Source organism: Geobacter psychrophilus, from assembly GCF_056821595.1.
This window is the reverse complement of sequence record NZ_JBXDTU010000004.1, coordinates 2,904,203-2,925,962: the sequence shown is the minus strand read 5'-3', so window position 1 is coordinate 2,925,962 and position 21,760 is coordinate 2,904,203. Positions and strand designations below refer to the sequence as shown.

At 54.3% G+C, this 21,760-nt stretch carries 25 protein-coding genes; 9 read left to right on the top strand and 16 right to left on the bottom strand.

Annotation, left to right across the window (positions count from 1 at the left end):
* Positions 1–26 precede the first annotated feature (26 nt).
* From ACOCF6_RS16015 to ACOCF6_RS16005, 3 genes are all read right to left on the bottom strand, one after another.
* Positions 27–962 carry a carbonic anhydrase gene (locus ACOCF6_RS16015; RefSeq protein ID WP_482461336.1) on the bottom strand — a complete coding sequence of 312 codons (936 nt, stop codon included), beginning with the start codon at positions 960–962 and terminating at the stop codon, positions 27–29.
* Positions 963–995: 33 nt separating this feature from the next.
* The gene (locus tag ACOCF6_RS16010) at positions 996–1,175 is read right to left on the bottom strand and encodes an SAP domain-containing protein (protein ID WP_482461335.1); all 180 of its coding nucleotides are present in this window, start codon (positions 1,173–1,175) and stop codon (positions 996–998) included.
* A 78-nt stretch (positions 1,176–1,253) separates the two neighbouring features.
* Positions 1,254–1,553: an STAS domain-containing protein gene (locus ACOCF6_RS16005; protein WP_482461334.1), complete on the bottom strand. Its 300-nt coding sequence runs from the start codon at positions 1,551–1,553 to the stop codon at positions 1,254–1,256.
* A 259-nt stretch (positions 1,554–1,812) separates the two neighbouring features.
* On the opposite strand from ACOCF6_RS16005, the gene ACOCF6_RS16000 reads away from it, so the two are divergent.
* Positions 1,813–2,448 carry a response regulator gene (locus ACOCF6_RS16000; RefSeq protein WP_482461333.1) on the top strand — a complete coding sequence of 212 codons (636 nt, stop codon included), beginning with the start codon at positions 1,813–1,815 and terminating at the stop codon, positions 2,446–2,448.
* Here ACOCF6_RS16000 and mnmL read toward each other — a convergent pair.
* From mnmL to ACOCF6_RS15940, 12 genes are all read right to left on the bottom strand, one after another.
* The gene (gene mnmL / locus ACOCF6_RS15995; RefSeq protein WP_482461332.1) at positions 2,445–3,365 is read right to left on the bottom strand and encodes a tRNA modification radical SAM protein MnmL/YtqA; all 921 of its coding nucleotides are present in this window, start codon (positions 3,363–3,365) and stop codon (positions 2,445–2,447) included. The genes ACOCF6_RS16000 and mnmL overlap by 4 nt on opposite strands.
* A gap of 9 nt (positions 3,366–3,374) precedes the next feature.
* Positions 3,375–4,376 carry a methyltransferase gene (locus ACOCF6_RS15990; protein ID WP_482461331.1) on the bottom strand — a complete coding sequence of 334 codons (1,002 nt, stop codon included), beginning with the start codon at positions 4,374–4,376 and terminating at the stop codon, positions 3,375–3,377.
* 189 nt (positions 4,377–4,565) lie between these two features.
* Entirely contained in the window at positions 4,566–4,982 is a 417-nt protein-coding gene (locus ACOCF6_RS15985; RefSeq protein ID WP_482461330.1) for a F0F1 ATP synthase subunit epsilon, read from the bottom strand.
* A 39-nt stretch (positions 4,983–5,021) separates the two neighbouring features.
* Entirely contained in the window at positions 5,022–6,437 is a 1,416-nt protein-coding gene (gene atpD / locus ACOCF6_RS15980; protein WP_482461329.1) for a F0F1 ATP synthase subunit beta, read from the bottom strand.
* 57 nt (positions 6,438–6,494) lie between these two features.
* Positions 6,495–7,361: an ATP synthase F1 subunit gamma gene (atpG, locus tag ACOCF6_RS15975; RefSeq protein ID WP_482461328.1), complete on the bottom strand. Its 867-nt coding sequence runs from the start codon at positions 7,359–7,361 to the stop codon at positions 6,495–6,497.
* A gap of 18 nt (positions 7,362–7,379) precedes the next feature.
* Complete coding sequence (gene atpA / locus ACOCF6_RS15970; RefSeq protein ID WP_482461327.1) at positions 7,380–8,888, bottom strand: F0F1 ATP synthase subunit alpha; 1,509 nt, start codon at positions 8,886–8,888, stop codon at positions 7,380–7,382.
* 8 nt (positions 8,889–8,896) lie between these two features.
* On the bottom strand, positions 8,897–9,439 hold the full coding sequence (gene atpH / locus ACOCF6_RS15965; RefSeq protein ID WP_482461326.1) for an ATP synthase F1 subunit delta: 543 nt from the start codon (positions 9,437–9,439) through the stop codon (positions 8,897–8,899).
* Positions 9,436–10,047, bottom strand: coding sequence for an ATP synthase F0 subunit B (locus ACOCF6_RS15960; protein WP_482461325.1), 612 nt, complete (start codon positions 10,045–10,047; stop codon positions 9,436–9,438). The genes atpH and ACOCF6_RS15960 overlap by 4 nt, the downstream gene beginning before the upstream one ends.
* A gap of 2 nt (positions 10,048–10,049) precedes the next feature.
* Positions 10,050–10,475, bottom strand: a complete 426-nt coding sequence (locus ACOCF6_RS15955; RefSeq protein ID WP_482461324.1) for an ATP synthase F0 subunit B — start codon at positions 10,473–10,475, stop codon at positions 10,050–10,052.
* 152 nt (positions 10,476–10,627) lie between these two features.
* A complete protein-coding gene (locus ACOCF6_RS15950) occupies positions 10,628–11,485 on the bottom strand; it encodes a ParB/RepB/Spo0J family partition protein (RefSeq protein WP_482461323.1) in 858 nt (285 codons plus the stop codon).
* Complete coding sequence (locus ACOCF6_RS15945; RefSeq protein WP_482461322.1) at positions 11,478–12,251, bottom strand: ParA family protein; 774 nt, start codon at positions 12,249–12,251, stop codon at positions 11,478–11,480. The genes ACOCF6_RS15950 and ACOCF6_RS15945 overlap by 8 nt, the downstream gene beginning before the upstream one ends.
* 193 nt (positions 12,252–12,444) lie before the next feature.
* Positions 12,445–13,338: an RluA family pseudouridine synthase gene (locus tag ACOCF6_RS15940; protein ID WP_482461321.1), complete on the bottom strand. Its 894-nt coding sequence runs from the start codon at positions 13,336–13,338 to the stop codon at positions 12,445–12,447.
* 86 nt (positions 13,339–13,424) lie between these two features.
* Between ACOCF6_RS15940 and mnmM the strand changes: the two genes are divergently transcribed.
* The 8 genes from mnmM to ACOCF6_RS15900 all read left to right on the top strand — a co-directional run bounded on the left by mnmM (position 13,425) and on the right by ACOCF6_RS15900 (position 19,745).
* Complete coding sequence (gene mnmM, locus ACOCF6_RS15935; protein WP_482461320.1) at positions 13,425–14,015, top strand: tRNA 5-(aminomethyl)-2-thiouridylate-methyltransferase MnmM; 591 nt, start codon at positions 13,425–13,427, stop codon at positions 14,013–14,015.
* Positions 14,015–15,202, top strand: coding sequence for a bacteriohopanetetrol glucosamine biosynthesis glycosyltransferase HpnI (gene hpnI, locus ACOCF6_RS15930; protein ID WP_482461319.1), 1,188 nt, complete (start codon positions 14,015–14,017; stop codon positions 15,200–15,202). The genes mnmM and hpnI overlap by 1 nt, the downstream gene beginning before the upstream one ends.
* Positions 15,203–15,320: 118 nt before the next feature.
* Positions 15,321–16,091, top strand: coding sequence for an MlaE family ABC transporter permease (locus ACOCF6_RS15925; RefSeq protein ID WP_482461318.1), 771 nt, complete (start codon positions 15,321–15,323; stop codon positions 16,089–16,091).
* 7 nt (positions 16,092–16,098) lie between these two features.
* Complete coding sequence (locus ACOCF6_RS15920) at positions 16,099–16,845, top strand: ABC transporter ATP-binding protein (protein ID WP_482461317.1); 747 nt, start codon at positions 16,099–16,101, stop codon at positions 16,843–16,845.
* A 56-nt stretch (positions 16,846–16,901) separates the two neighbouring features.
* Complete coding sequence (gene mlaD, locus ACOCF6_RS15915; RefSeq protein WP_482461316.1) at positions 16,902–17,351, top strand: outer membrane lipid asymmetry maintenance protein MlaD; 450 nt, start codon at positions 16,902–16,904, stop codon at positions 17,349–17,351.
* A gap of 15 nt (positions 17,352–17,366) precedes the next feature.
* Positions 17,367–18,749, top strand: coding sequence for a TolC family protein (locus ACOCF6_RS15910; RefSeq protein WP_482461315.1), 1,383 nt, complete (start codon positions 17,367–17,369; stop codon positions 18,747–18,749).
* 11 nt (positions 18,750–18,760) lie between these two features.
* On the top strand, positions 18,761–19,351 hold the full coding sequence (locus tag ACOCF6_RS15905) for an MlaC/ttg2D family ABC transporter substrate-binding protein (RefSeq protein ID WP_482461314.1): 591 nt from the start codon (positions 18,761–18,763) through the stop codon (positions 19,349–19,351).
* A 190-nt stretch (positions 19,352–19,541) separates the two neighbouring features.
* Positions 19,542–19,745: a cold-shock protein gene (locus ACOCF6_RS15900; RefSeq protein WP_482461313.1), complete on the top strand. Its 204-nt coding sequence runs from the start codon at positions 19,542–19,544 to the stop codon at positions 19,743–19,745.
* Positions 19,746–19,837: 92 nt separating this feature from the next.
* Here the strand turns inward: ACOCF6_RS15900 and ACOCF6_RS15895 are convergent, their stop codons facing one another.
* Positions 19,838–21,703 carry a YgiQ family radical SAM protein gene (locus ACOCF6_RS15895; protein WP_482461312.1) on the bottom strand — a complete coding sequence of 622 codons (1,866 nt, stop codon included), beginning with the start codon at positions 21,701–21,703 and terminating at the stop codon, positions 19,838–19,840.
* Positions 21,704–21,760 lie beyond the last annotated feature (57 nt).

Below are 21,760 nucleotides of genomic sequence, written 5' to 3'. Positions count from 1 at the left end.
ATAATACCGGAAGCTAGAATTCAGATTCAGTTCGGCATATAGGTCATATCTACCATCCCGGTGTCCAAGTCGTAAAAAGCACCTACCACCTTCAACATACCATCCTCTACCGCTTCCGAGAGGATCGGCGCCGTAGTTCGAATCTTTTCCGCGACCATCTTCACATTCGACTTGGTACAGGTGTCCAGAAGTTCACCGTGCCCTGTATGGCGCGCTTTACCCTTTTCTACGGCAGGTTTTATGGTATCTACAATACATTGGATATTACCAGGAACAGCCCCACCCTGCAGGGTTGCCGTTACCGCTCCGCAGCGCTCATGTCCAAGAACAACCACGAGCTTAGTGCCGAGATGGTCAACCGCATACTCAATGCTTGCAAGCTCAATGGAATCGACAATATTACCGGCTGTTCGAACCACGAAAACATCACCGAAGCCCTGATCAAACAGAAGCTCTGGCGGCACCCGTGAGTCGGAGCAGCTGACTACGACCGCAATCGGGTGTTGCGCCTTGGCAAGTTCCGCTCGTCGGGCAGACGTCCTGTTGGGTCCCTTGGCATGTCCCGACACAAAACGCTTATTTCCGTCCAGAAGCCGTTTGAGCGCCTCATCAGCATCAACCCCGGCGACATGCTCACCGTGGCCACCTACTGCGTGAGCAGCAGCCTTTGGAGCCGCGTGCTTCACTTTTTTGGACGGGGCATGAGCCACGGGTTTCTCCTTCTTGGACGGCGCATGTTCTGCAGCCGGTTTCTTGTCTTCTCCATGGCCGACGGTTGTTGCAGCCCCCTCATCACCATGCGAGGCAGGCTTATTTATGCCTGCCTTGAACTCCTCGACCCGCTTGTCGACGCCGGTTTCCGCACGACCAAGCTCTGCGCCGCCCCCCCAGGCTATCAATATCGCCAGGACAACTGCTGAAAACAGAGTTGAACCAGTCTTTACAAAGTTGAACCTCTGCATAATATTCTCCTTTCACATGTACTGGATTCAATTCTAAGAGCAGATTTCACGCCAGCTGCAGCCGATCTGACCGCATGTGGCAGACTTGCCGGCCTCAAAACATTGCTCATTCCCCTCGGCATGCTGGATGGCCCTCACCAGTTCGGACTTCTTCATCCTGCTGGCCTTGATGCTGTACAACTCTGCGATTGATTTAATGACTTCCAGCTTCATAACAACCCTCCCTTTCGATATGAATATCTTCAGCTTACTTCCAGCTTCATACGATCAAACGATGCCGCACTCCCGTATTTAATTTTCAAATACCTGTGAGACACCTTGCAGTTCCTGGGCTTCACGCATCCATTCAGGCATATTGACCAGCTTGGGTCGCAGCCCGTTCAACTGGATGCAGTGAAGCCAGACATACAGCAACTGAAAACCACTCAGGTCGATTCCATCGATACCGCTGCAATCGACAACAACGGTGACGCCGTTTCGGGCACAGCCGATTTCAAATTCCGTTAATCGGTTCACCTGCTGTACAACACCCGCAATGGTCCAGTCACCGGTGAGATGTGTTGTTGCTGCAGATGAATACGCTAAATTCATAATCTGACCCTTTCAGGGGATAAAACGGGCAAGGAGCAACTATCACAATACGTCACTATCCTTGCTTATATGGAGTGGACACGGGTGTTTCAATTAAACCTCATAAATATTCAATAGCAATGGTGGCATTTTGCTGACATCTTTGTAAGAATTGGATTACATTTTTCCTATGATTTTTCTTGTCCATTGCTTGCGCATTTCTAATACCCATTTATAATTATTGCGTTACTGAGGATCCTACACACGATGGATTGGTGACATGAAAATTCTTATCGTTGATGAACACGTTGTCACACGAGCGGGTACCCACCTTCTCCTGCAGGAGTTGGACGGGGATGTATACTGTGATGAGGCCGGATCCGGCGGCGAGGCATTGCAGAAGATTCGGGACAACGACTACCATGTCGTTCTACTCGATTTGACGCTGTCTGATATCAGCGGGTTTGCGGTTTTGAATCACATCAAGCGAGATAACCCGCACCTTCCGGTTGTCGTTGTCAGCATGCATACCGAGCAACAGTATGCTGTCAAGGCGTATTCCCTTGGAGCAGACTGCTACATCAGCAAGAAATGCGATCCTTCGGAACTTATGTATTCCATTGAAAAGGTTGCCTTGGGGAAGAAGTTTGTCAGTGAGAATCTATTGGAAGAGGTGCTGTCGGGATTACAGGTCGGATTTCTCTCGGGAAAGAATATACCGGAAACCAAGGCACTTTCTGAACGTGAGCAGCAGGTATCCGAAATGCTGGTTTCCGGTGCGACAAACAAGGAAATTGCCTGGAAGTTATCCTTGAACGTCAAGACGGTCAGCACCTACAAGATGCGTATCCTGAAGAAACTGAACATAACCAGCCTGGCGGGCCTGATCAAATACAAGTTGGCCGACAACGATTAAACCCGGCTTGCCCCTTGTCGTATCCCGCGGCGCTTCATCTCTGCATCAATCAGGTTGAGTATCTCGAATTTCTTCAGTGACCATAACGGCGCCACCAGATTAGCATGCCCGCCGTCACCGGTCAGGCGGTGGATCAGCACCCTTGGGTCAAGCCGTTCGAGGAAGTCGCACACCAGGCCGGCATAAGCATCTCTATCCAGCACTCCCACCTCACCCCGCCCGTACATCTCAGCCAGCACCGTCCCCTTCATGACATGCAGCAGGTGCAGTTTGACTCCGTCGACACCCAAGCGATTCAATTCGCGGGCCATGTCCAGCATCTCCTCGCGCGTCTCGCCCGGCAGTCCGAGTATGATGTGGGCGCAGACCCTCACCCCCCGGGACTTGGCCCGCAGCAGCGCATCCACCGAACACGCATGATCATGATGACGGTTGATGAATGACAGGCTTCTTGCATAAATGGACTGGATTCCCAGCTCCAGCCAAAGGTAGGTTTGATTGTTGATTTCGGCAAGATAATCGAGGATATCATTTGGCAGACAATCAGGACGGGTTGCTATAATCAGACCGACGACGTCGGGTACAGACATGGCCTCAGTATAGAGCGACCTGAGGTGATCAACAGTGGCATAGGTATTGGAATAGGCCTGGAAATAAGCAATATAGCGTTGCGCCTTGTATTTGCGTCGCATGACCTCCTTGCCGTCTTCAATCTGGCCCGCTACGGAGAGACTGCGGATGATTCCATGGGAGCCGGACCCATGTCCTCCGCAGAAGATGCACCCCTCGGTATCCAGCGAACCATCACGGTTTGGGCAGCTGAAACCGGCATCAACTGAGATGCGCTGCACCCGGCAGCCAAAGACACGTTTCAGCTCTTCAGAGAAGGCGTTGTAGCTTTTTGCCACGGAGCTCAACGCTTACACCTAGCGCTTGCGACCACTCATCACCCCGGCACCGTTAGGGAGCTCTATCTCAAGCCTGTGCACATCAGACAGACCGGCCGCAACCATCATGCCAGTCAGCTCACTCTCGGAATATGATTGTCCCGCCTCGGTTCCCAGCAGCATATTGAGTGAAAAAAGTGCCGGGAAGGCCGGTCCGTCCTTGGCATCGTCCAGGATAAATTCCTGCACCATCAGGACACCGCCCGGGTCGAGGGCTGCAACCGTTTTGCGCAATAGTGCCGTGCAGGCTTCAGGTCCGTCGGCATGCAGTATGTGGGACAGCCATGCAACATCAAAGCCGGTCGGAACAGGCTCCGCATGGTAATCACCGGGTATGAAAGTGATTCTCCCGGAAAGATCGAAGCGGGAAACGGTGCTTTCTGCGAATGATCTGGTCGCAGGAAGATCATATATCACTGCCGAGAGCGCCGGGTGTGCGAGGCAGAAGTGGATAGCGTAGGTCCCGGGCCCGCCACCGAGGTCAAGCAGACGCTTGCGGCCGGACAGGTCAATCGAATGGGCGATACGGGGAGCCAGCAGGCTTGCAAGATTGAACATTCCCATCAGGAAACTCTCCCTGACAGCTGCATCGTCACCCTGTGCAACCCGTTCACGAACCGGCCCTCCGCTTTGCACTGCTTCGTGAAGCCTACTCCATCCTGCCATCAGATGGTGATGGTGCATGATGATATGCCCCATATATGCGGGCGATGTCCGGGACAGATGCTCTTTGGCAAACGCTGTTGAACTATAGGAGCTTGCCGTTTTTTCCAATAGAGCGAGTGACGTCAAAGCATCCAGCAGCATGGCAGTACCGCGCACATCACATGCACATTGATGCGCAACCTCTCCAGCTGTCAGGGGAGTGGCTTCCAATAGGCTGAAGATGTCCAGTTTTACGGCGGCATGCAATGCACAGGTACTCCAGTAACCTCCAGACAGCTGCAGCAGGTCGGGAATTGTCCATTCGGTCGTTGACATATTGAGTATCTCCAGGAACGCAGTATTTCGGTACAACAATAGCACTACCTGATTTATCAGGTTCTATGTGGCAGGCACCAGCCCATTGCCGTTGTAAGGGTTATAGCAAAACAAATCAGTGCGCGCCACACAAACAAAAAGAGCGGCATCGCTGCCGCTCTTAATTAATTCCAGTTATGAGGTGAAATCCTATTTACGGACAGCCTTACCGGCCACCTGCATACGTATGATCGCCCGCTCAAGAGCAGCTTCATAGACCTTATGCTGTTTGTCTTCTGGAGTAAGCTTCTTGAGAGCTTCTTCTGCCCTGCCGAGGGCGGCCTTGGCACGCTCCACATCGATTTCGTCGGCAGATTCGGCAGTTTCAACCAGAACGATGATCTTATCGTCCTTGATCTCGAAGTAGCCCCAGTTAAGTGCCATGGTTGCTGCAACACCGTTATTCTTGTAGCACAACTCACCAATACGGAGTGAGGTCAGGAAGGGGGCATGCCCGGGAAGTACGCCGAACTCGCCAAGCTTGCCGGTGGCAGTGACTTCTTCCACTTCCTGATCAAGCACTTTGCTATAGGGGGTGACTATTTCAAGCTTCATCTTTTCAGCCATATATCATTCCTTGAAAGGGAGAAACTCCCGTAAGGTTAATTATACTGCAGCCAGTTTAGCGGCCTTTTCAATAGCCTCTTCGATCGAGCCGACCATATAGAAGGCCTGTTCCGGCATACTGTCATGCTTACCGGCAACGATCTCCTGGAAGCCTTTGATCGTGTCCTTGAGTTCAACATACTTGCCGGGTGAACCGGTAAAGGCCTCGGCCACGAAGAACGGCTGTGACAGAAAGCGCTGAATCTTACGGGCGCGGGCAACAACCAGTTTGTCTTCCTCTGAGAGTTCATCCATCCCGAGGATGGCGATGATGTCCTGAAGATCCTTGTACTTCTGCAGAACGTACTGAACCGAGCGGGCAACGGCGTAGTGCTCTTCGCCGATAACCTGCGGATCAAGAATACGCGAGGTGGAGTCGAGCGGGTCAACAGCCGGATAGATACCGAGCTCTGCGATCTGACGGGAAAGAACCGTGGTTGCATCCAAGTGGGCAAAAGCGGTTGCCGGAGCCGGGTCAGTCAAGTCATCGGCAGGTACGTAGATCGCCTGTACTGATGTGATGGAGCCCTTCTTGGTTGAAGTAATGCGTTCCTGCAGTTCACCCATCTCAGTGGCCAGCGTAGGCTGGTAACCAACGGCGGAAGGGATACGGCCGAGCAGTGCCGAAACCTCTGAACCTGCCTGGGTAAAACGGAAGATGTTGTCGATGAAGAGCAGAACGTCCTGGCCTTCTTCGTCACGGAAGTACTCGGCGACGGAGAGAGCGGTCAGGGCAACGCGGGCACGGGCCCCTGGAGGCTCGTTCATCTGACCGTACACGAGAGCGGCTTTATCGAGAACACCGGATTCTTTCATCTCCATCCAGAGGTCATTTCCTTCACGGGTACGCTCACCAACGCCGGCGAATACGGAGTAACCGCCGTGCTGCTTGGCGATGTTGTTGATCAGTTCCATGATCAGAACCGTCTTGCCGACGCCGGCGCCGCCGAACAGGCCGATCTTGCCGCCGCGGGCATAAGGTGCCAGCAGGTCAACAACCTTGATGCCGGTTGTGAATGCCTCAACCTTGGTTGACTGATTTTCAAAAGAAGGAGCTTCACGGTGAATAGCGTACTCTTTCTCGTTACCAATCGGACCCATTTCGTCAACCGGCTCACCGATAACGTTCATGATGCGACCTAGGGTCTTGGCGCCAACCGGTGCACAGATCTGTTTGCCGGTATCAATAACTACCTGGCCGCGCTTGAGACCGTCAGTAGAGTCCATGGCAATAGTACGCACCGAGTTCTCACCGAGATGCTGGGCAACTTCCAGCACGAGGTTGTTTTCACGGTCATCAATGGCCGGATTTGTCACGCGCAATGCGTGGTAGATCTCCGGCAGTTTGCCGGGCTCAAATTCAACGTCGATAACGGCGCCGATGACCTGCGAAATTTTACCTGTGTTCTGACTCATGGAACGGTGTCCTCCTGCGGCCCTGCGGCCTCATATAGTCTTTCGTTTAGTTAAGTATTAACCCTTGATTGATTCTGAACCGGAGATAATCTCCATCAACTCGGTGGTAATGGCAGCCTGACGGGCACGGTTGTACTGGAGTGTCAGCTTGCCGATCATTTCATTGGCATTTTTGGATGCACTGTCCATAGCGGTCATACGGGCACCATGTTCACCGGCTACCGTCTCCAACATGGCTTTAAAGATCTGAACCTCGATGTTTTTCGGCAGTATCTCGGCCAGCAGATCACCAACAGACGGTTCATAGATAAACTCAACAGGAGTTTCATCGGCAACACCTTTTACTTCAGGTTCAACCGGCAACATCTGCTGAAAGGTGATATCCTGAGTCATAACGGTGCGGAATGAATTATAAAGAAGTTCAACCTGATCGTACTCGCCTTCAACGAATCCGTCGATGACTTCCTGAGCAAGCATGGCTGCTGTCTGATAATTGGGTTTTGCCAAAACATTGGAGAAGTTTTTATACACTGTATAGCGGCTTTTGAGGAATTCATATCCTTTGCGGCCAATTGTCATGACACTGATCTGCTCGTATGTGTCCGATTTTTCCTTGATATAGCGGTCAGCTGCCTTGCACAGATTGGTATTGAAACCGCCGCACAAACCACGATCCGAGGTAAGAACAATCAGAAGAAGTTTCTTGGCCTCACGTTTCTCTAACAACGGATGGAGATCACCCTCAAGATTTGCCGACAATGTTTGCAGCACTTCGCCAAGCTTTCTTGCATACGGCCTGGCAGCAACAACATTTTCCTGGGCACGGCGCAGTTTGGCAGCCGAGACCATTTTCATGGCCTTGGTGATCTGACGCGTATTTTTTACGGATACGATCCGTTTTTTAATGCTTTTAAGGCTTGCCATAGCTCAAACCGTCCTTGTTTACGCGGTGAATTCCTTCTTGAACTGACCCATTGCAGCAACGATCCGGCCCTTCATATCATCATCAATGGCCTTTTTGTCGCGTAACTCCGCGAGCAGTTCTGCCTGACGGTTATCAAAGAATGCATACATCTCAATTTCAAACTTTTTGAGAGCAGAAACCTGTAAATCGTCCAGGAAGCCGTTGTTGGCGGCAAAAATAACCAGAACCTGCTTCTCGTTGGGGATCGGGCGGTACTGTGGCTGCTTGAGGATCTCAACCAGACGTACACCACGCTCCAGCTGCATCTGGGTGGCCTTGTCCAGGTCGGAACCAAACTGGGCAAAAGCAGCCATCTCACGATACTGGGCCAGGTCAAGACGCAGGGTACCGGCCACCTGTTTCATCGATTTCGTCTGTGCAGAGCCACCGACGCGGGAAACGGACAGACCGACGTTGATGGCCGGACGTACGCCGGAGAAGAACAGGTCGGACTCCAGATAGATCTGACCGTCGGTGATGGAAATAACGTTGGTCGGAATGTAGGCGGATACGTCACCGGCCTGGGTCTCAATGATCGGCAGTGCGGTCAATGAACCGGCACCACGTGCATCGGACAGTTTGCAGGCACGTTCCAGCAGGCGGCTGTGCAGATAGAAAACATCACCCGGATAGGCTTCGCGTCCTGGCGGACGGCGGAGCAGCAGGGAGAGCTGACGATAGGCGACAGCCTGCTTGGAAAGGTCATCATAGATGATCAGGGCATGCTTGCCGCTGTCGCGGAAGAACTCACCCATGGTAACACCGGTGTAGGGTGCGATGAACTGCAGCGGAGCCGACTCGGAAGCCGTTGCGGCAACGACGATCGTGTAATCCATGGCGCCATGCTCGGTCAGTTTGGACACAACCTGGGCAACCGTGGAACGTTTCTGGCCGATGGCGACATAGATACAAACCACATCACCGCCCTTCTGGTTGATGATCGTATCGATGGCAACAGCGGTCTTGCCGGTCTGACGGTCACCGATGATCAGCTCGCGCTGGCCGCGGCCAATTGGAACCATGGAGTCAATCGCCTTAAGTCCGGTAGCCATCGGCTGATGGACCGACTTACGATCAACAATGCCAGGGGCCTTGATCTCCACCTTGCTGAAGCTGCTGGTGTTGATTGGGCCTTTGCCGTCGATGGGCTGACCAATAGCGTTAACAACGCGACCGATCAGGGCATCGCCTACCGGAACCTCAGTGATGCGGCCGGTACGCTTAACTGTGTCGCCTTCCTTGATCTCGGAGAATTCACCGAGAATGGCGGCGCCGACGTTATCTTCTTCCAGGTTGAGAACCATACCGGTAACGCCGCCGGGGAACTCCAGCAACTCACCGGCCATGGCGCCAGCCAGGCCGTGGATACGGGCAATACCGTCACCGATGGAGATGATCGTGCCGGTTTCCGACACCTCAACCTCCTTGCCATACTCCTTGATCTGTTTCCTGATGATCTCACTGATCTCTTCGGCTCTGATTTCCATGGAAGAATTTACCCCTTCTGTAATATATCTTGAATCCGTTTAAGCTGAGTTTTCACACTGCTGTCAAATGCCGTATCGCCGATTTGAGTGACCACGCCACCCAGCAGGCTCTGGTCAACGCTGACCTGAGCGATAACCTTTTTACCGCTTTTCTTCTCAAGTGCATCCTGAATGGAAGCCACCTGACTGGCGTCCAGCGCAAAGGCTGTCTTGATGATCGGCCGGATAATGCCGGACTGCTCATCAGCCAGTGTCTGGTACGTATGAACAATCTGATCAAGGAATGCCACGCGGTTTTTGTCCACCAGCAGCAACAGAAAATTGCCGACCAGTTCTGAACAATTTACCTTGGCGACGAGATCCTTCATGATCTCTTTTTTCTGCACCTCAGTGAAGGCCGGATTTGCAAACACAGCTTTCAGATCTGGATTGGCAGAAAACATACGGTCAAAGGCAGTCAGCTCCTCGCGAAAACGGTCAATCAGTCCGCCCTCGGAGCCAATCTGTACCAGCGCCTTGGCATAGCGGCGCGCTAACGTATTATTGATCACTGGATCTGTACCACCTTGTCAAGATATTCACCAACAAATCGATCGTGGTCGGCCTTCTGGATGGCGCCGGTCAGCTTCCCGGTTGCGATCTCCACAGCCAGACGGGCAGCTTCGGCACGCAGCTCGGCACGAGCCTTGACCGTTTCCTGTTCGGCAGACTGGGCGGCCTGGGCAGCGATCTTCTGAGCGGCAATCTTTGCTTCGGCAATGATGCGCTCTTTTTCCTGCTCACCCTCACGTACTATTGCGGCCTGTAGCTCATCGATCTCTTTTGTGGCCTGATTGAGTTTGCCGGAATATTCTGCCAGCTTGGCTTCTGCAGCGGCCCTGCCCTCCTGGGCGTCTTTCAGATCCTTCTCGATCTGAGTCTGTCGGGCCCCCAACGATCCTTTGACATCGGCCTTTTTGAGTGCATACCAGAGTATACCCACCAGAACTGCAAAGTTGAGTACACGCCAGCCAAAATCTTTCATCTGGGCGCCGCTATCGGGGTGATGTGCACCACCACCCCCTTCAGAGGCAAATCCTGTGTTGGCGGCCAGAATGATGACGGCAATGTATGCCAAGGAGAGTGCTATTTTTTTGGTGCGTTCAGATACCATCAACATGGTTACAGGCCCCTCCCCAGGATTTTCTCGCAGATGTCGCCGGAAAGAAGTTCGGCCTGCTGCTTCAGCAGCACCCTGGCGTCAGCGGCCTCTTTGGCCACACGGTCACGTATCGTACCAAGAGAAGCGGTTGCCTCTGTGCGGGCCTTTTCCAGCAGCGCAGTTTCTTCCACCTGCGCCTGCTTGAGGGATTCGGCACGGCGAGCAGTCGCCTCTGCCTTGGCATCACGCAGCCGGGCCTCGTACTGAGCCATTTTCTCCTGAACCTCAAGATCAACAGACGCAGCCTTGTCCCGGGCACCCTCGACCACCTGACGTCGCTCGGACAATACCTTGCGGATCGGCTTGTAAAGAAAGATGTTGAGGACGAGGACGAGAATCCCGAAATTAACTACCTGGACAAAAAATGCTAGATTTAATTCAATCACGACCTACCCCTTCTAGGTATGCTGAGTTGTATACTGTATCCCAGATACGGGCGTAAAACAGACGTTAGCTATCATGGTTACGCCGACTATGTCAAGATATTTTCAAATATGTATACATTTATTTTTTTCAAGAACTGTCGCGTATCTGGTCATCAGATATCGAGCAAGTCAATAATGCGGGTCAGTTCGTCCGAATCGCTGAAATGTATCTCCAGTCGACCGCCCTTTGTCCCTACCCGCCGGATAGCAACCCGCGATTGAAAACGTTTCTGCAACTGCTCCTCAAGAGAGCTCATCAACAGATCCGGCTGCTGAGGTCTTTTGCGACTGGCCGAGGGGTGGGGATTGACCTTGAGTCGTCGCACCAGCTCTTCCGTAGCCCGCACGCTCAACTGGCGATGCAGAATCTCATGGCGGGCCTTTTCTATCAGATCAGCACTTTCCAGCGCCAACAGCGCGCGGGCGTGCCCCATGGAGAGACGCTCCTCGACTATATCGTGCTGGATCGCGTCGGGCAGCTTGAGCAGGCGCAGGGCATTGGTCACGGTTGTACGGTTCTTGCCGACCCGCTTGGCTACATCCTCCTGGGAGATATTAAAGTGCTCGACCAGAGAGCGATAGGCATGGGCCTCTTCAATAGCATTCAGGTCCTGTCGCTGGATGTTCTCGATCAGCGCCAGCTCCATGACCGCGTCTTCACTGGCTTCGCGGATAACCACCGGCACCTCGTGCAACCCGGCCTTCTGGGATGCACGCCAGCGGCGCTCTCCGGCGATGATTTCGTAAAAACCGTCTTTCTTGGTCACGACCAGCGGCTGAATGATACCTTTTTCGCGGATCGAAGCAGCCAGCTCTTCGAGCTTATCGGACGCAAAATGCTTGCGCGGCTGGTTTCGGTTGGGCCGAATCTGCTCAATTGGACAAATGAAATAGGCCTTAGTGTCGTCGTTCGTTTCCGTTACCTGCAGGAGCGCTGCCATCCCTCTGCCGAGGCCACCTATTTTAGCCATTGGCTGCCTCCCTTTGAATGATCTCACGGGCCAGCTGCAGATAGCTGGCTGATCCACGCGAGGAGATATCGTAATAAATGATCGGTTTGCCGTGGCTTGGCGCTTCTGCCAAACGCACATTTCGTGGGATAACCGACTGGAACACCTGTCCGGGAAAATGCGTCCGTATTTCTTCCGCCACATCCTTGCTCAGATTTCCGCGGGAATCAAACATGGTCAGCAGAATCCCTTCAATCGTCAGCAAGGGGTTGATCATTTTCTGAATCAGCTTGATCGTATGCAATATCTGGGAGAAGCCCTCCATGGCGTAAAACTCGCACTGAAGCGGTATCAGAACCGAGTGGGCGGCGGTCATGGCATTGATGGTCAGGAGACTCAGCGATGGTGGGCAATCTATAATGATATAGCGGTACTGTTCTGCTACTGCCGCCAGAACAAATTTCAGTTTATGCTCCCGTCCGATTTCAGTGGCCAGTTCCAGCTCAGCGCCGGCCAGATCGGAGTTAGATGGCAGGATATGCAGGAAAGGATGGCCGGTATCGACAATCAATCCGCATGGATCGGCTTCATTTATCAGGGCATCATAAACCGTGTGTTTAAGGCTGGACTTATCAACCCCTACACCGCTGGTAGCATTGCCCTGCGGGTCAATATCCACCAACAGGGTCGGCCGTTCAGCAGCTGCCAGCGATGCAGCCAGATTGACGGCAGTGGTCGTTTTGCCGACGCCACCCTTCTGATTGGCGATACAGATGATTCTGGACATGGACGTGTGCTTCCTGCCTTGGTTGAGTTGAGATACCGCGTGGGTGCGAAGTGCGCCGGGGAGCAGGAAAATTAGCACAACCGGTCCGGTATTGGAAATTATTTTTTTTAACACACCTCGACGCACTGTTCAAACCGGAACTGCCAGACTGGGTACCCACTGATGTTATCCGACAGCACCAGAGTCATACCCGTTATGGCGTCAGGGATGTAATCAGTCCGTTCTGTTTTGCAAGATCTTCGTATGCACCATCAAGCGGAGCATCGACTTTAATCGCAACACCACGCTCGTCCTTGAACAACAATGAGGAACAATGCAGCATCATCCGCCCGGCCGGTGCACCACCATAGGTTGTGTCCCCGACAATCGGCAATCCTGACGACTCCAGATGAACACGAATCTGATGAGTTCTACCGGTCAGAGGGCGCGCCTCTATCAGTGAATACCGGTCGGATGCGGCCAGCAAACGAAATGCGGTAACGGCTGAGCGCCCCCCGTCCATGATGCCGTAACGGGCGCTTGCGACCTTGCCGATGGCGCCGTCCACGGTCCATGTCGCCTGATCCGGCCGACCGCAGACCAGCGCCAGGTAACACTTCTCCACCTGATTGTCGTGAAAACGGGCCGACAGCCAGGCGGCGGCACGTTTATGTTTGGGAAACAACATGACTCCCGAGGTACCCCGGTCAAGCCGGTGGATCACCCGGCAGGGCTCATTGCTGCCCTGCTTCCTGAAATACTCGGATACCCAGTATTCAAGAGTACCTTTGAGCTGGTACGGGGTACGCTGACTATTTATGCCGGCCGGCTTGTTGATCGCGATCAGCTCCCCATCCTCATACAGCACGGCTTCAGGCGGCAACAGCAGTTCGCGGAAACGTCCCGCCTCCATCACCCCCACCTCGATAACATCTCCGGCCTTGACCGTGCGTGAGGCTACCCGCACCATGCTGCTGTTTACCGCGCAACCGCCGCGATCGATAATCCGCCGTGCCTCGGACTTGCTGAGCGCCTCAAACATGGTGGAAAGCGCCTCGTCCAGCCGATGTCCACCCTGCCCTGCATCTGCCGTTTTCTTTAGTATCATGGCATTGTTACTACCCTGTTTCCCTGCTGCTATGCAACCAATTTCACGGTGGCGAAAGCGGAACATTTCTGTTACTGTCTTCGGCCATGATTTTATTCACACCACCTGAGATGCCCGCCCTGCGCGGACCGGTTCCCCTCTCGCACCTCTTCATGCGCCAGTTTGTCAGAAGCGGAGACCATGTCATCGACGCCACTTGCGGCAACGGTCACGACACCCTGCTGCTGGCGGAGCTGGCGGGTCCGGGAGGCCGGGTCTGGGCCTTCGATATACAACAACAGGCCATTGACGAAACCGGAGCCAGACTGAAAAGTGCCGGCCATATCGGATGGGTAGAGTTCATCCATGCCGGTCACGAGACCATTGCTGAACACTGCGTGAAGCCGGTCCAGGCGGTCATCTTCAACCTCGGTTACCTGCCGGGCGGCGACCGGGAGGTGATCACCCGTCCGGAATCAACCCTGGCAGGGCTTGAACAGTCTTTTGAAATCATTGCCCCTGGAGGCATCGTGGCGATAACGGTCTACCCCGGTCACGCAGGGGGGGACTCGGAGCGGACTGCTGTAGAGGAGCGGGTAACGCAGCTGGCACCCAACCGTTTTCATGCCTGGCGCATGGGACAGATCAACGTGCCTGTTGGGGCGCCCTATTTCATTCTCATCCAGAAGATGATCTGATGCCGGAAGACACGCTGATGATATACTCCCTGCTGCCATTTATAGCGGTACTTCCCGCCACAGCCTACTGCCTGATATCCCTCTGGTGTGCCCGGAGGTTTTTCTGCCGAATGCTCCCGACAGGCTGCCAGAAACCGGAATCTGCCTCTGATGCAACCCTGCGGCATGGTGTCTCGATTCTCAAGCCGGTCAAGGGGATGGACGCCGACAGTTATGACAACTTCGCTTCCTTCTGCCAACAGGAGTACACCGGGCCGGTGCAGATAATCTTTGCAGCAGCATCGGCCGACGACCCGGTTATCGCGGTCATTCGGAGGCTGATTGAAAACCATCCCGACCATGATATCTCACTGATCATCAATCCGGCCATCCAGGGACCGAACTACAAGGTTTCCAACCTGATCAACGCCTTCCCCCGGGCAGGGCATGACATTATCATCGTCTGCGACAGCGACATCCGCGTGGCACCGAGATACCTGAATTCGGTCATGTCACATTTCGACGATCCGCAGACCGGACTGGTGACCTCGCTCTACCGCACCTCTAAAGTCCACAACATCGCAACCGCCCTGGAGGCAACCGGCTTTACCGCCGAGATGATTCCGAACGTGTTGGTGGCCCTGCAACTGGAAGGACTCTCCTTTGCACTGGGTGCATCGATGGCCGTACGCCGCGAAGCGCTGGCATCGATCGGCGGCTTCGAAGCTTTGGCTGATTACCTGGCTGATGACTACCAACTGGGCAACAAGATCCACCAGGCCGGCTGGCGGATAGCGCTGGATGATTGTTATGTGGAGAGTATCGTCAAAGCCGAGAACCTGATGTCTGTGCTCTCCCGACAACTGCGCTGGGCCCGCACCATGCGGGTCAGCCGACCGGGCGGCTACCTGGCCTCCGGCATCACCCTGCCCTTTCCTGCGGTTGTAGCGGCGGCACTGCTCGCCCCCTCACTGCAGACAGGGTTGACCGCCATTGCCCTGCTGTACAGCGTGCGACTGGGGATCAGCATCCATTTCAGCCGTACCTTCGTACGGGACAACCTCCTCCCCCGCTGGCTCTGGCTGTTACCGCTCCGGGACATGCTGGCCTCCTTCTGCTGGGCGCTGTCCTTCCTGGGCAACCGGGTAGAATGGCGCGGCACCCGCTTCAGGCTGAAACCGGGCGGGAAGCTGGAAGAGCTGATCTGATCTCAGACGAGCCGCCCTGCCCGCTGCTTTCAATTCATAGCACGACAAAATCATTCTTTCTTTACAATTTCAAATCAAGTGCGGTATAAGTCAAAATTACTTTTTTCGAGGTAGCAGTGTGTCCGGTATAATTCAGGCAATAGGACGTCTTACGATCAGCGCAGTGCGCGAATTGGGGAGAATCGGATGGTTTCTTCTCTACTCGCTTTACATGATTGTCCGCCGTCCCGGAAGTCCGCTCCAGATCCTCAAGCAGATCAGGTTCATCGGCGCCAAGTCGCTGTTCGTCATCTTCCTGACAGCCGCCTTTACCGGCATGGTACTGGGCCTGCAGGGGTATTACACCCTGGCCAAATTCGGCTCTGAAGGCATGCTGGGAACGGCCGTGGCACTCTCACTGATCCGCGAACTGGGTCCGGTGCTGACAGCCCTGATGGTGACCGGTCGAGCCGGCAGCGCCATTACAGCCGAGATCGGCATCATGCGCATCACCGAGCAGATCGATGCCCTGGAAACCATGGCGCTGGATCCGTTCAAATACCTGATCACACCCAAATTTATCGCCGCTATGCTGTCCGTGCCGCTGTTATGCGCCATATTCGACGTTGTCGGCATCTACGGAGGCTGGCTGGTGGGGGTCAAGCTGCTGGGGGTCAATCCGGGCGCCTATTTCTACGAGATGGAGAAGGCGGTTGTCTGGCGGGATGTCTATTCCGGCATTGCCAAGTCTTTTTCCTTCGGGGTGATCATCGCCTGGATCGGCTGCTACAAGGGTTATTATGCCGGCCACGGCGCCGAAGGCGTTTCCAAGGCCACCACCGAATCCGTTGTACTGACATCTGTCCTGGTCCTGGTGTGGGATTATTTCCTCACCTCGATCCTGCTGTGAGCACGCCATGATCCAATTGACCAAACTCCACAAAACCTTTGGCAGCCAGAAGGTACTCAACGGGCTGGATCTGGCGATACCCGCCGGCCAGATCACCGCCATCATCGGACCCAGCGGCGAGGGCAAGAGTGTCCTGCTCAGGCATATCATCGGCCTGATGCAGCCGGACAGCGGAGATATCGAAATAGATGGCGAAAGCATTCTCGGCATCCGTCGCTCCGAATTGAACCGCATCCGCGAGAAATTCGGGATGCTCTTTCAGAACGCAGCCCTGTTTGATTCCATGAACGTCTTCGAAAACGTCGCTTTTCCTTTGCAGGAAAAAACCACCTTGTCGAAATCCGAGATTCGCACGCGGGTACTTTCTGCGCTTGAGGACGTAGGACTAAAGAATGTGGAACAGAAATTTACGGATGAGCTGTCCGGCGGCATGAAAAAACGGGTCGGGCTGGCGCGGGCGCTGCTGCTCAACCCCAAGATCATCCTCTTCGATGAGCCGACGACCGGACTGGACCCGATCATCAAGCGGGCCATACATCAACTGATCAGGGAAACCCACGCGAAATTCGGCTTTACTGCAGTGATCGTCTCCCATGAAATTCCGGACATTTTTGATATTGCCCAGAACGTGGCCATGCTCTTTCGCGGGGAAATCCTGCAGTTCGGTTCGGCCGATGAAATCAGGAATTCCACCAATCCGGTGGTGAAACAGTTTATCAGCGGCAGCCTGGATGGACCGATCCAGATGGTGTAGTAATTTGACTAACTCACAAACCTGATTAAGATAGGTATGAAGCAACGAGGTACAACATGAATATGGCAAAACTGGAAATGACCGTCGGCGTCTTTATGCTGGTGGGCATGCTCTGTCTGGGCTACATCTCCATCAAGCTGGGCAAGATGGAAATCATGGGTGGCGATTATTATTCCGTGTCGGCAGAATTCGATTCGGTTTCGGGCTTGAAACCGGGGGCACGGGTAGAGGTGGCCGGGGTAGAGGTTGGAAAGGTCGACCGCATCTCGCTTGATCCCAAATCTGGAGACCGGGCCGTGGCCCTCCTGAAGATCAAATCCGGTGTCAATATCACCGACGATGTCATTGCATCGGTCCGCACCAGCGGGATCATCGGTGACAAATTCATCAAACTCAAGCCGGGTGGTTCGGACAAGTTCCTGACAGACAACGGCAAGATCAGAGAAACCGAATCGGCCATCGATATCGAGGAACTGGTCAGTAAATTTATCCATGGAAAGGTTTAATAGCGAGATACCATCATGAGATCATCCCTTATCGCGGTACTTATTGCCGGGGCACTGCTCGCCCCCCCCCACCTGGTGCATGCCGCAGAGAGTGTGTCCGAAAACAGGCTTGTGCTGGGGGTAGACGACTGCATCCGTATTGCCCTTAAATCCGCACCTGAACTGGGTGAGGCCCAGGCCGACATCGACCTTACCACCAGTAAACTGGATGAGGCCGGCTCGTATCGCTATCCCCAGCTTGAGGTAACCGCACTCTTCGGTCCGGCACCCCAGGCACGCAGACAGGACATCTCACCCACCATTGCCACTGACAGGCACTTCAAGTTGAGTGAAATGACCTGGTTCACCAGCACGGATGCCACCCTCATTCAGCCTCTCTACACCTTCGGGAAGATATCCGAAAACATGAAGGCTGCCACCCACGGCATCGAAGTCGACCGTTCCCGCAAAGTGCAGCGGGCCAACGAGATCGCCCTCAAGGTTCGTGAATACTATTACGGACTGCTGCTGGCTCGAGAGCTCAAAGAGCTGGTGACAGAGGTCCAGGAAAGCCTCGCCAAAGCCAGAGTCAAGGCTGTAAACATGATCGAACAGGGCTCTGAAGGTGCCGACGAGATTGACCTGTACAAACTGGACGCCTTTTCCGGAGAGGTCGCCAAGTACCTGGAAGAAGCCCGCAAGGGGGAAAAACTTGCGCTGGCAGCACTCAAATCCCGGCTCGGGATTTCTTCCGACACCCAGCTGGAAATCAGCAGCGAACGGCTGCTCATGGATGAATCTGTTGTCCCGGACTTTGAAACCTACCTGGACAAGGCCCGCAGCAACCGACCGGAATACCGTCAGATTGCCGAAGGCATAAAAGCCCGCCACGCCCTGGTCGAGGCAGCCAAGGCCAACTACTATCCCGACATTTTCCTGGGCGGCTTGTTTTCCTGGGCCTATGCCGACGACCGTGATCGCATTAATAACCCCTACATCACTGACCAGTTCAAGCACCTGAATGGAGGTGTGGCCCTCGGTGCCCGCTGGAAGCTGGACTTCGGCATCACGAGCGCCAAGGTTGCCGGTGAGCGTGCCCAGTACAACCGTCTGCTCAGCACCAAGGCCTTCGCTGATGCCAACATCCCGCTCCAGATCAAAAAGTATTACCTGGACCTTAAAGAGGCTGAAAACAGCGTCACTGCAACGCACAATGCCTTTACCAATGCAAAAAAATGGGGAATGGCAGCCATAGCAAATTTTGATTTCGGCGTCGGACCAGCCAAGGACATCCTGGAGGCGCTGCAGGCCTACGCCCGCATGAGGGCGTCCTATTTCCAGTCTATCTATAACTACCGCATCGCCCAGTCAAACCTGGACTATGCCATCGGCCAACCGCCGGTATCAACCAACAAGTAAAGGGGAATTAAATGTTCAAACGCTATATACTGCTGGCTGTTGCAGGGATTTTTCTGGCAACAAACGCCTGTGCCGGGGTTACCGACGAAGTAAAAAAGACCGTGGATGAGGTCGTCAGAATTGTCTCCGACAAGGAACTGAAAAAGAATGACCATAAACGGCGCCAGATGCTGAAAAAATCCATCAGCGTCATCTTTGACTATAACGAAATGGCCAAACGCTCCATGGGCAAACACTGGAATCAGCGTTCTGCGGCTGAAAAAAAGCAGTTCTCCGATCTGTTCGCATCCTTGCTGGAAAACTCCTATGCCAGCAAGATAGAATCCTATAACAACGAGAAGATCATATACCTGAAAGAATCGCGTGATGGTGATTATGCTGAGGTCAAATCAAAGGTAGTGACAGCCAAGCGTGACGAATTCACCCTGGACTACCGCATGATCAACCAGAATGGCAAATGGATGGTCTATGATGTGGTCATCGAGGGGGTCAGCCTGGTGTCAAACTACCGCAGCCAATTCAACAAGATCATCACATCGAATGGCTACCCCGAACTGGTAAAAAAACTCCAGACCAAGACCGACGAATTGAAGGCGCTGTAACACATAATTTTTGCTTGACACCTGTTTTACGCCTATGATAAACGACACGAGCAGCAAGTTTCGGAAGTTTTTGCAGAACGTTGAAGCAGCATGTTTGACCAGGCTCTGCACTTTTCCTGCATCAGACTCCGGAAACTTAAGCGGTATCTCACAGTTCCGGCGTAGCACCGGAGAAAAAAGGAGGTAGGAAATGGCACAGGGCAAGGTTAAATGGTTTAATGACACCAAGGGGTTCGGCTTCATCGAGCAGGAGGGTGGCGAGGATGTATTCGTTCACTTCTCCGCCATCCAGGGCGACGGTTTCAAATCACTCGCTGAAGGCGATGCTGTTACGTTTGACATCACCCAGGGTCCCAAAGGGCTCCAGGCTGCAAACGTCCAGAAGGCCCGCTAGTTCTTCAATCAAACGCTTACAACAAAACGCCCGCTGATATTTCAGCGGGCGTTTTGTTTTGCGCATTCCGGATGACAGAATAACGTGCCCATTCATTGCTGACGAGTACTGTTCGTCCCTTTCCGCTTGCGACTATCTTTTGCCACCGTACCCTTTTCTCGACCTCCACTGCCGACCGCACCGACCAGCGCCGCCGCCAGATCCTCTCTTCCCAACTCCCGCAGCGCCTCCAGCACCTTGTTGCGCTCCGCCGGCTGGTGCCAGAGCAGCATAGCCTTCTGCAGCCCCTTTTCCCGATCACTGCGCGCTACATACACGACCTTGCCGCTGTCCGGATCGATTCCCGTATAATACATGCAGGTCGAAAGCGAGCCGGGGGTGGGGGTAAAGTCCTGCACCTGCTCCACCTTGAAACCCAACGACTTGAGCGCCAGGGCCAGGTCGAGCATATCCGCCAAGGTACAACCGGGATGCCCGGAAATCAGGTAGGGTACAATCTGCTGCCGTTTGCCGATCCGGTCACTCTCATCGCGAAATCGGCGCAGAAAAGAGTCAAAGGCTTTTCTGCCCGGCTTGCGCATCAGGGCGGTAACATGATCGGCGAAATGTTCCGGAGCGACCTTGAGCAGACCGCTGACATGATGACCGACCAGTTCCCGGAAATAATCAGATTGCCGCTCCATCAGGTCATAGCGCACCCCTGAGGAAACGGCGACATGCCTGACACCTTCGACACCGCGCACCTTGCGCAACAAACCGGCGGCCCGCTTGTCGCTGGTTTCAAGATGCGGGCAACGTGCCGGAAAAAGGCAGCTAGCCCGACGGCACTCAGGGCCAGCGACCGTACTTTTGCAGGACAGGCCGTACATATTGGCAGTCGGACCGCCAACATCACTGATGCTGCCCCGAAACCAAGCTTTAGCGGCCATTGCCCTGGCTTCAGCCACGATGGAGTTTTCGCTGCGCGACTGGATCGTTTTGCCCTGATGCATGGCAATGGCGCAGAAGGCACAGCCCCCAAAGCAGCCGCGATGACTCGTAATGGATGTCTTGATCTGTTCCCAGGCCGGAATCTGTTCCTGATACGACGGATGAGGCGCTTTCTCAAATGGCAGCGCATATATCGCATCCATCTCCGCCTCAGATAGCGGCAGAGCCGGAGGGGAGGAAACCAGCACGCGTTCGCCGTGGCGCTGGACAATCGTCCGGGCAGAAGCGGGGTTCTGCTCGCGACTTGCCAGATGGAACGCCCTGGCAAACAGGGACTTATCGGCAGCAACATCCTCATAGGAAGGGATTTCAAGAATATCATCCCTGACGCCAGAAGGGACCAAACTGTCCCATTCACTTTTTCCGGCCACCCGGCATGTTCCCCGCACCGTACGGATATCCTGGATCTGCTCAGCGGCGTTCAAGCGACTGATGACTTCCAGCAGCGGCCGCTCGGCCATGCCATAGATCAGCAGATCCGCCTTGGCGTCAAAGATGATTGAACGGCGCACCTTATCCTCCCAGAAATCATAATGGGCAAAGCGGCGCAGCGAGGCCTCAATACCGCCAATGATCACCGGCACATCACGATAGGCCTCTTTCAGGCGCGACGTATAGATGATGGTAGCACGGTTGGGGCGGGCACCATGCCTATTGCCGGGCGTGTAGGCATCATCATGGCGCAGCTTGCGGGCCGGGGTATAATGGGCCACCATCGAGTCCATGGCGCCGGCCGAGACAGCGAAACAGAGCCGGGGGCGCCCAAGGGTCGTAAAGGCTTCCTTGGCACGCCAATCAGGCTGGGCGATAATGCCGACCCTGAAACCGTGCTTCTCAAGCCAACGGGCCAGGAGCGGCACGCCGAACGCGGGATGGTCGATGTAGGCGTCCCCACTGACAAAGATGACATCCAGCTCACTCCAGCCGCGCTTGGCGACCTCTTCACGGGTTGTGGGTATAAAAGGCATGGCTACACTCCGGGCAAGCAGTTGAACAACCTGAAGCCCTGTACAAGAAACAAGACA

What these genes read in the sequence shown, in the direction of transcription:
- ACOCF6_RS16015 (WP_482461336.1), bottom strand. Translation starts at nt 962, where the DNA reads ATGCAGAGGTTCAACTTTGTAAAGACTGGTTCAACTCTGTTTTCAGCA.
- ACOCF6_RS16010 (WP_482461335.1), bottom strand. Translation starts at nt 1,175, where the DNA reads ATGAAGCTGGAAGTCATTAAATCAATCGCAGAGTTGTACAGCATCAAG.
- ACOCF6_RS16005 (WP_482461334.1), bottom strand. Translation starts at nt 1,553, where the DNA reads ATGAATTTAGCGTATTCATCTGCAGCAACAACACATCTCACCGGTGAC.
- ACOCF6_RS16000 (WP_482461333.1), top strand. Translation starts at nt 1,813, where the DNA reads ATGAAAATTCTTATCGTTGATGAACACGTTGTCACACGAGCGGGTACC.
- ACOCF6_RS15990 (WP_482461331.1), bottom strand. Translation starts at nt 4,376, where the DNA reads ATGTCAACGACCGAATGGACAATTCCCGACCTGCTGCAGCTGTCTGGA.
- ACOCF6_RS15985 (WP_482461330.1), bottom strand. Translation starts at nt 4,982, where the DNA reads ATGGCTGAAAAGATGAAGCTTGAAATAGTCACCCCCTATAGCAAAGTG.
- atpD (WP_482461329.1), bottom strand. Translation starts at nt 6,437, where the DNA reads ATGAGTCAGAACACAGGTAAAATTTCGCAGGTCATCGGCGCCGTTATC.
- atpG (WP_482461328.1), bottom strand. Translation starts at nt 7,361, where the DNA reads ATGGCAAGCCTTAAAAGCATTAAAAAACGGATCGTATCCGTAAAAAAT.
- atpA (WP_482461327.1), bottom strand. Translation starts at nt 8,888, where the DNA reads ATGGAAATCAGAGCCGAAGAGATCAGTGAGATCATCAGGAAACAGATC.
- ACOCF6_RS15960 (WP_482461325.1), bottom strand. Translation starts at nt 10,047, where the DNA reads ATGTTGATGGTATCTGAACGCACCAAAAAAATAGCACTCTCCTTGGCA.
- ACOCF6_RS15950 (WP_482461323.1), bottom strand. Translation starts at nt 11,485, where the DNA reads ATGGCTAAAATAGGTGGCCTCGGCAGAGGGATGGCAGCGCTCCTGCAG.
- ACOCF6_RS15945 (WP_482461322.1), bottom strand. Translation starts at nt 12,251, where the DNA reads ATGTCCAGAATCATCTGTATCGCCAATCAGAAGGGTGGCGTCGGCAAA.
- ACOCF6_RS15940 (WP_482461321.1), bottom strand. Translation starts at nt 13,338, where the DNA reads ATGATACTAAAGAAAACGGCAGATGCAGGGCAGGGTGGACATCGGCTG.
- mnmM (WP_482461320.1), top strand. Translation starts at nt 13,425, where the DNA reads ATGATTTTATTCACACCACCTGAGATGCCCGCCCTGCGCGGACCGGTT.
- hpnI (WP_482461319.1), top strand. Translation starts at nt 14,015, where the DNA reads ATGCCGGAAGACACGCTGATGATATACTCCCTGCTGCCATTTATAGCG.
- ACOCF6_RS15920 (WP_482461317.1), top strand. Translation starts at nt 16,099, where the DNA reads ATGATCCAATTGACCAAACTCCACAAAACCTTTGGCAGCCAGAAGGTA.
- mlaD (WP_482461316.1), top strand. Translation starts at nt 16,902, where the DNA reads ATGAATATGGCAAAACTGGAAATGACCGTCGGCGTCTTTATGCTGGTG.
- ACOCF6_RS15910 (WP_482461315.1), top strand. Translation starts at nt 17,367, where the DNA reads ATGAGATCATCCCTTATCGCGGTACTTATTGCCGGGGCACTGCTCGCC.
- ACOCF6_RS15905 (WP_482461314.1), top strand. Translation starts at nt 18,761, where the DNA reads ATGTTCAAACGCTATATACTGCTGGCTGTTGCAGGGATTTTTCTGGCA.
- ACOCF6_RS15900 (WP_482461313.1), top strand. Translation starts at nt 19,542, where the DNA reads ATGGCACAGGGCAAGGTTAAATGGTTTAATGACACCAAGGGGTTCGGC.
- ACOCF6_RS15895 (WP_482461312.1), bottom strand. Translation starts at nt 21,703, where the DNA reads ATGCCTTTTATACCCACAACCCGTGAAGAGGTCGCCAAGCGCGGCTGG.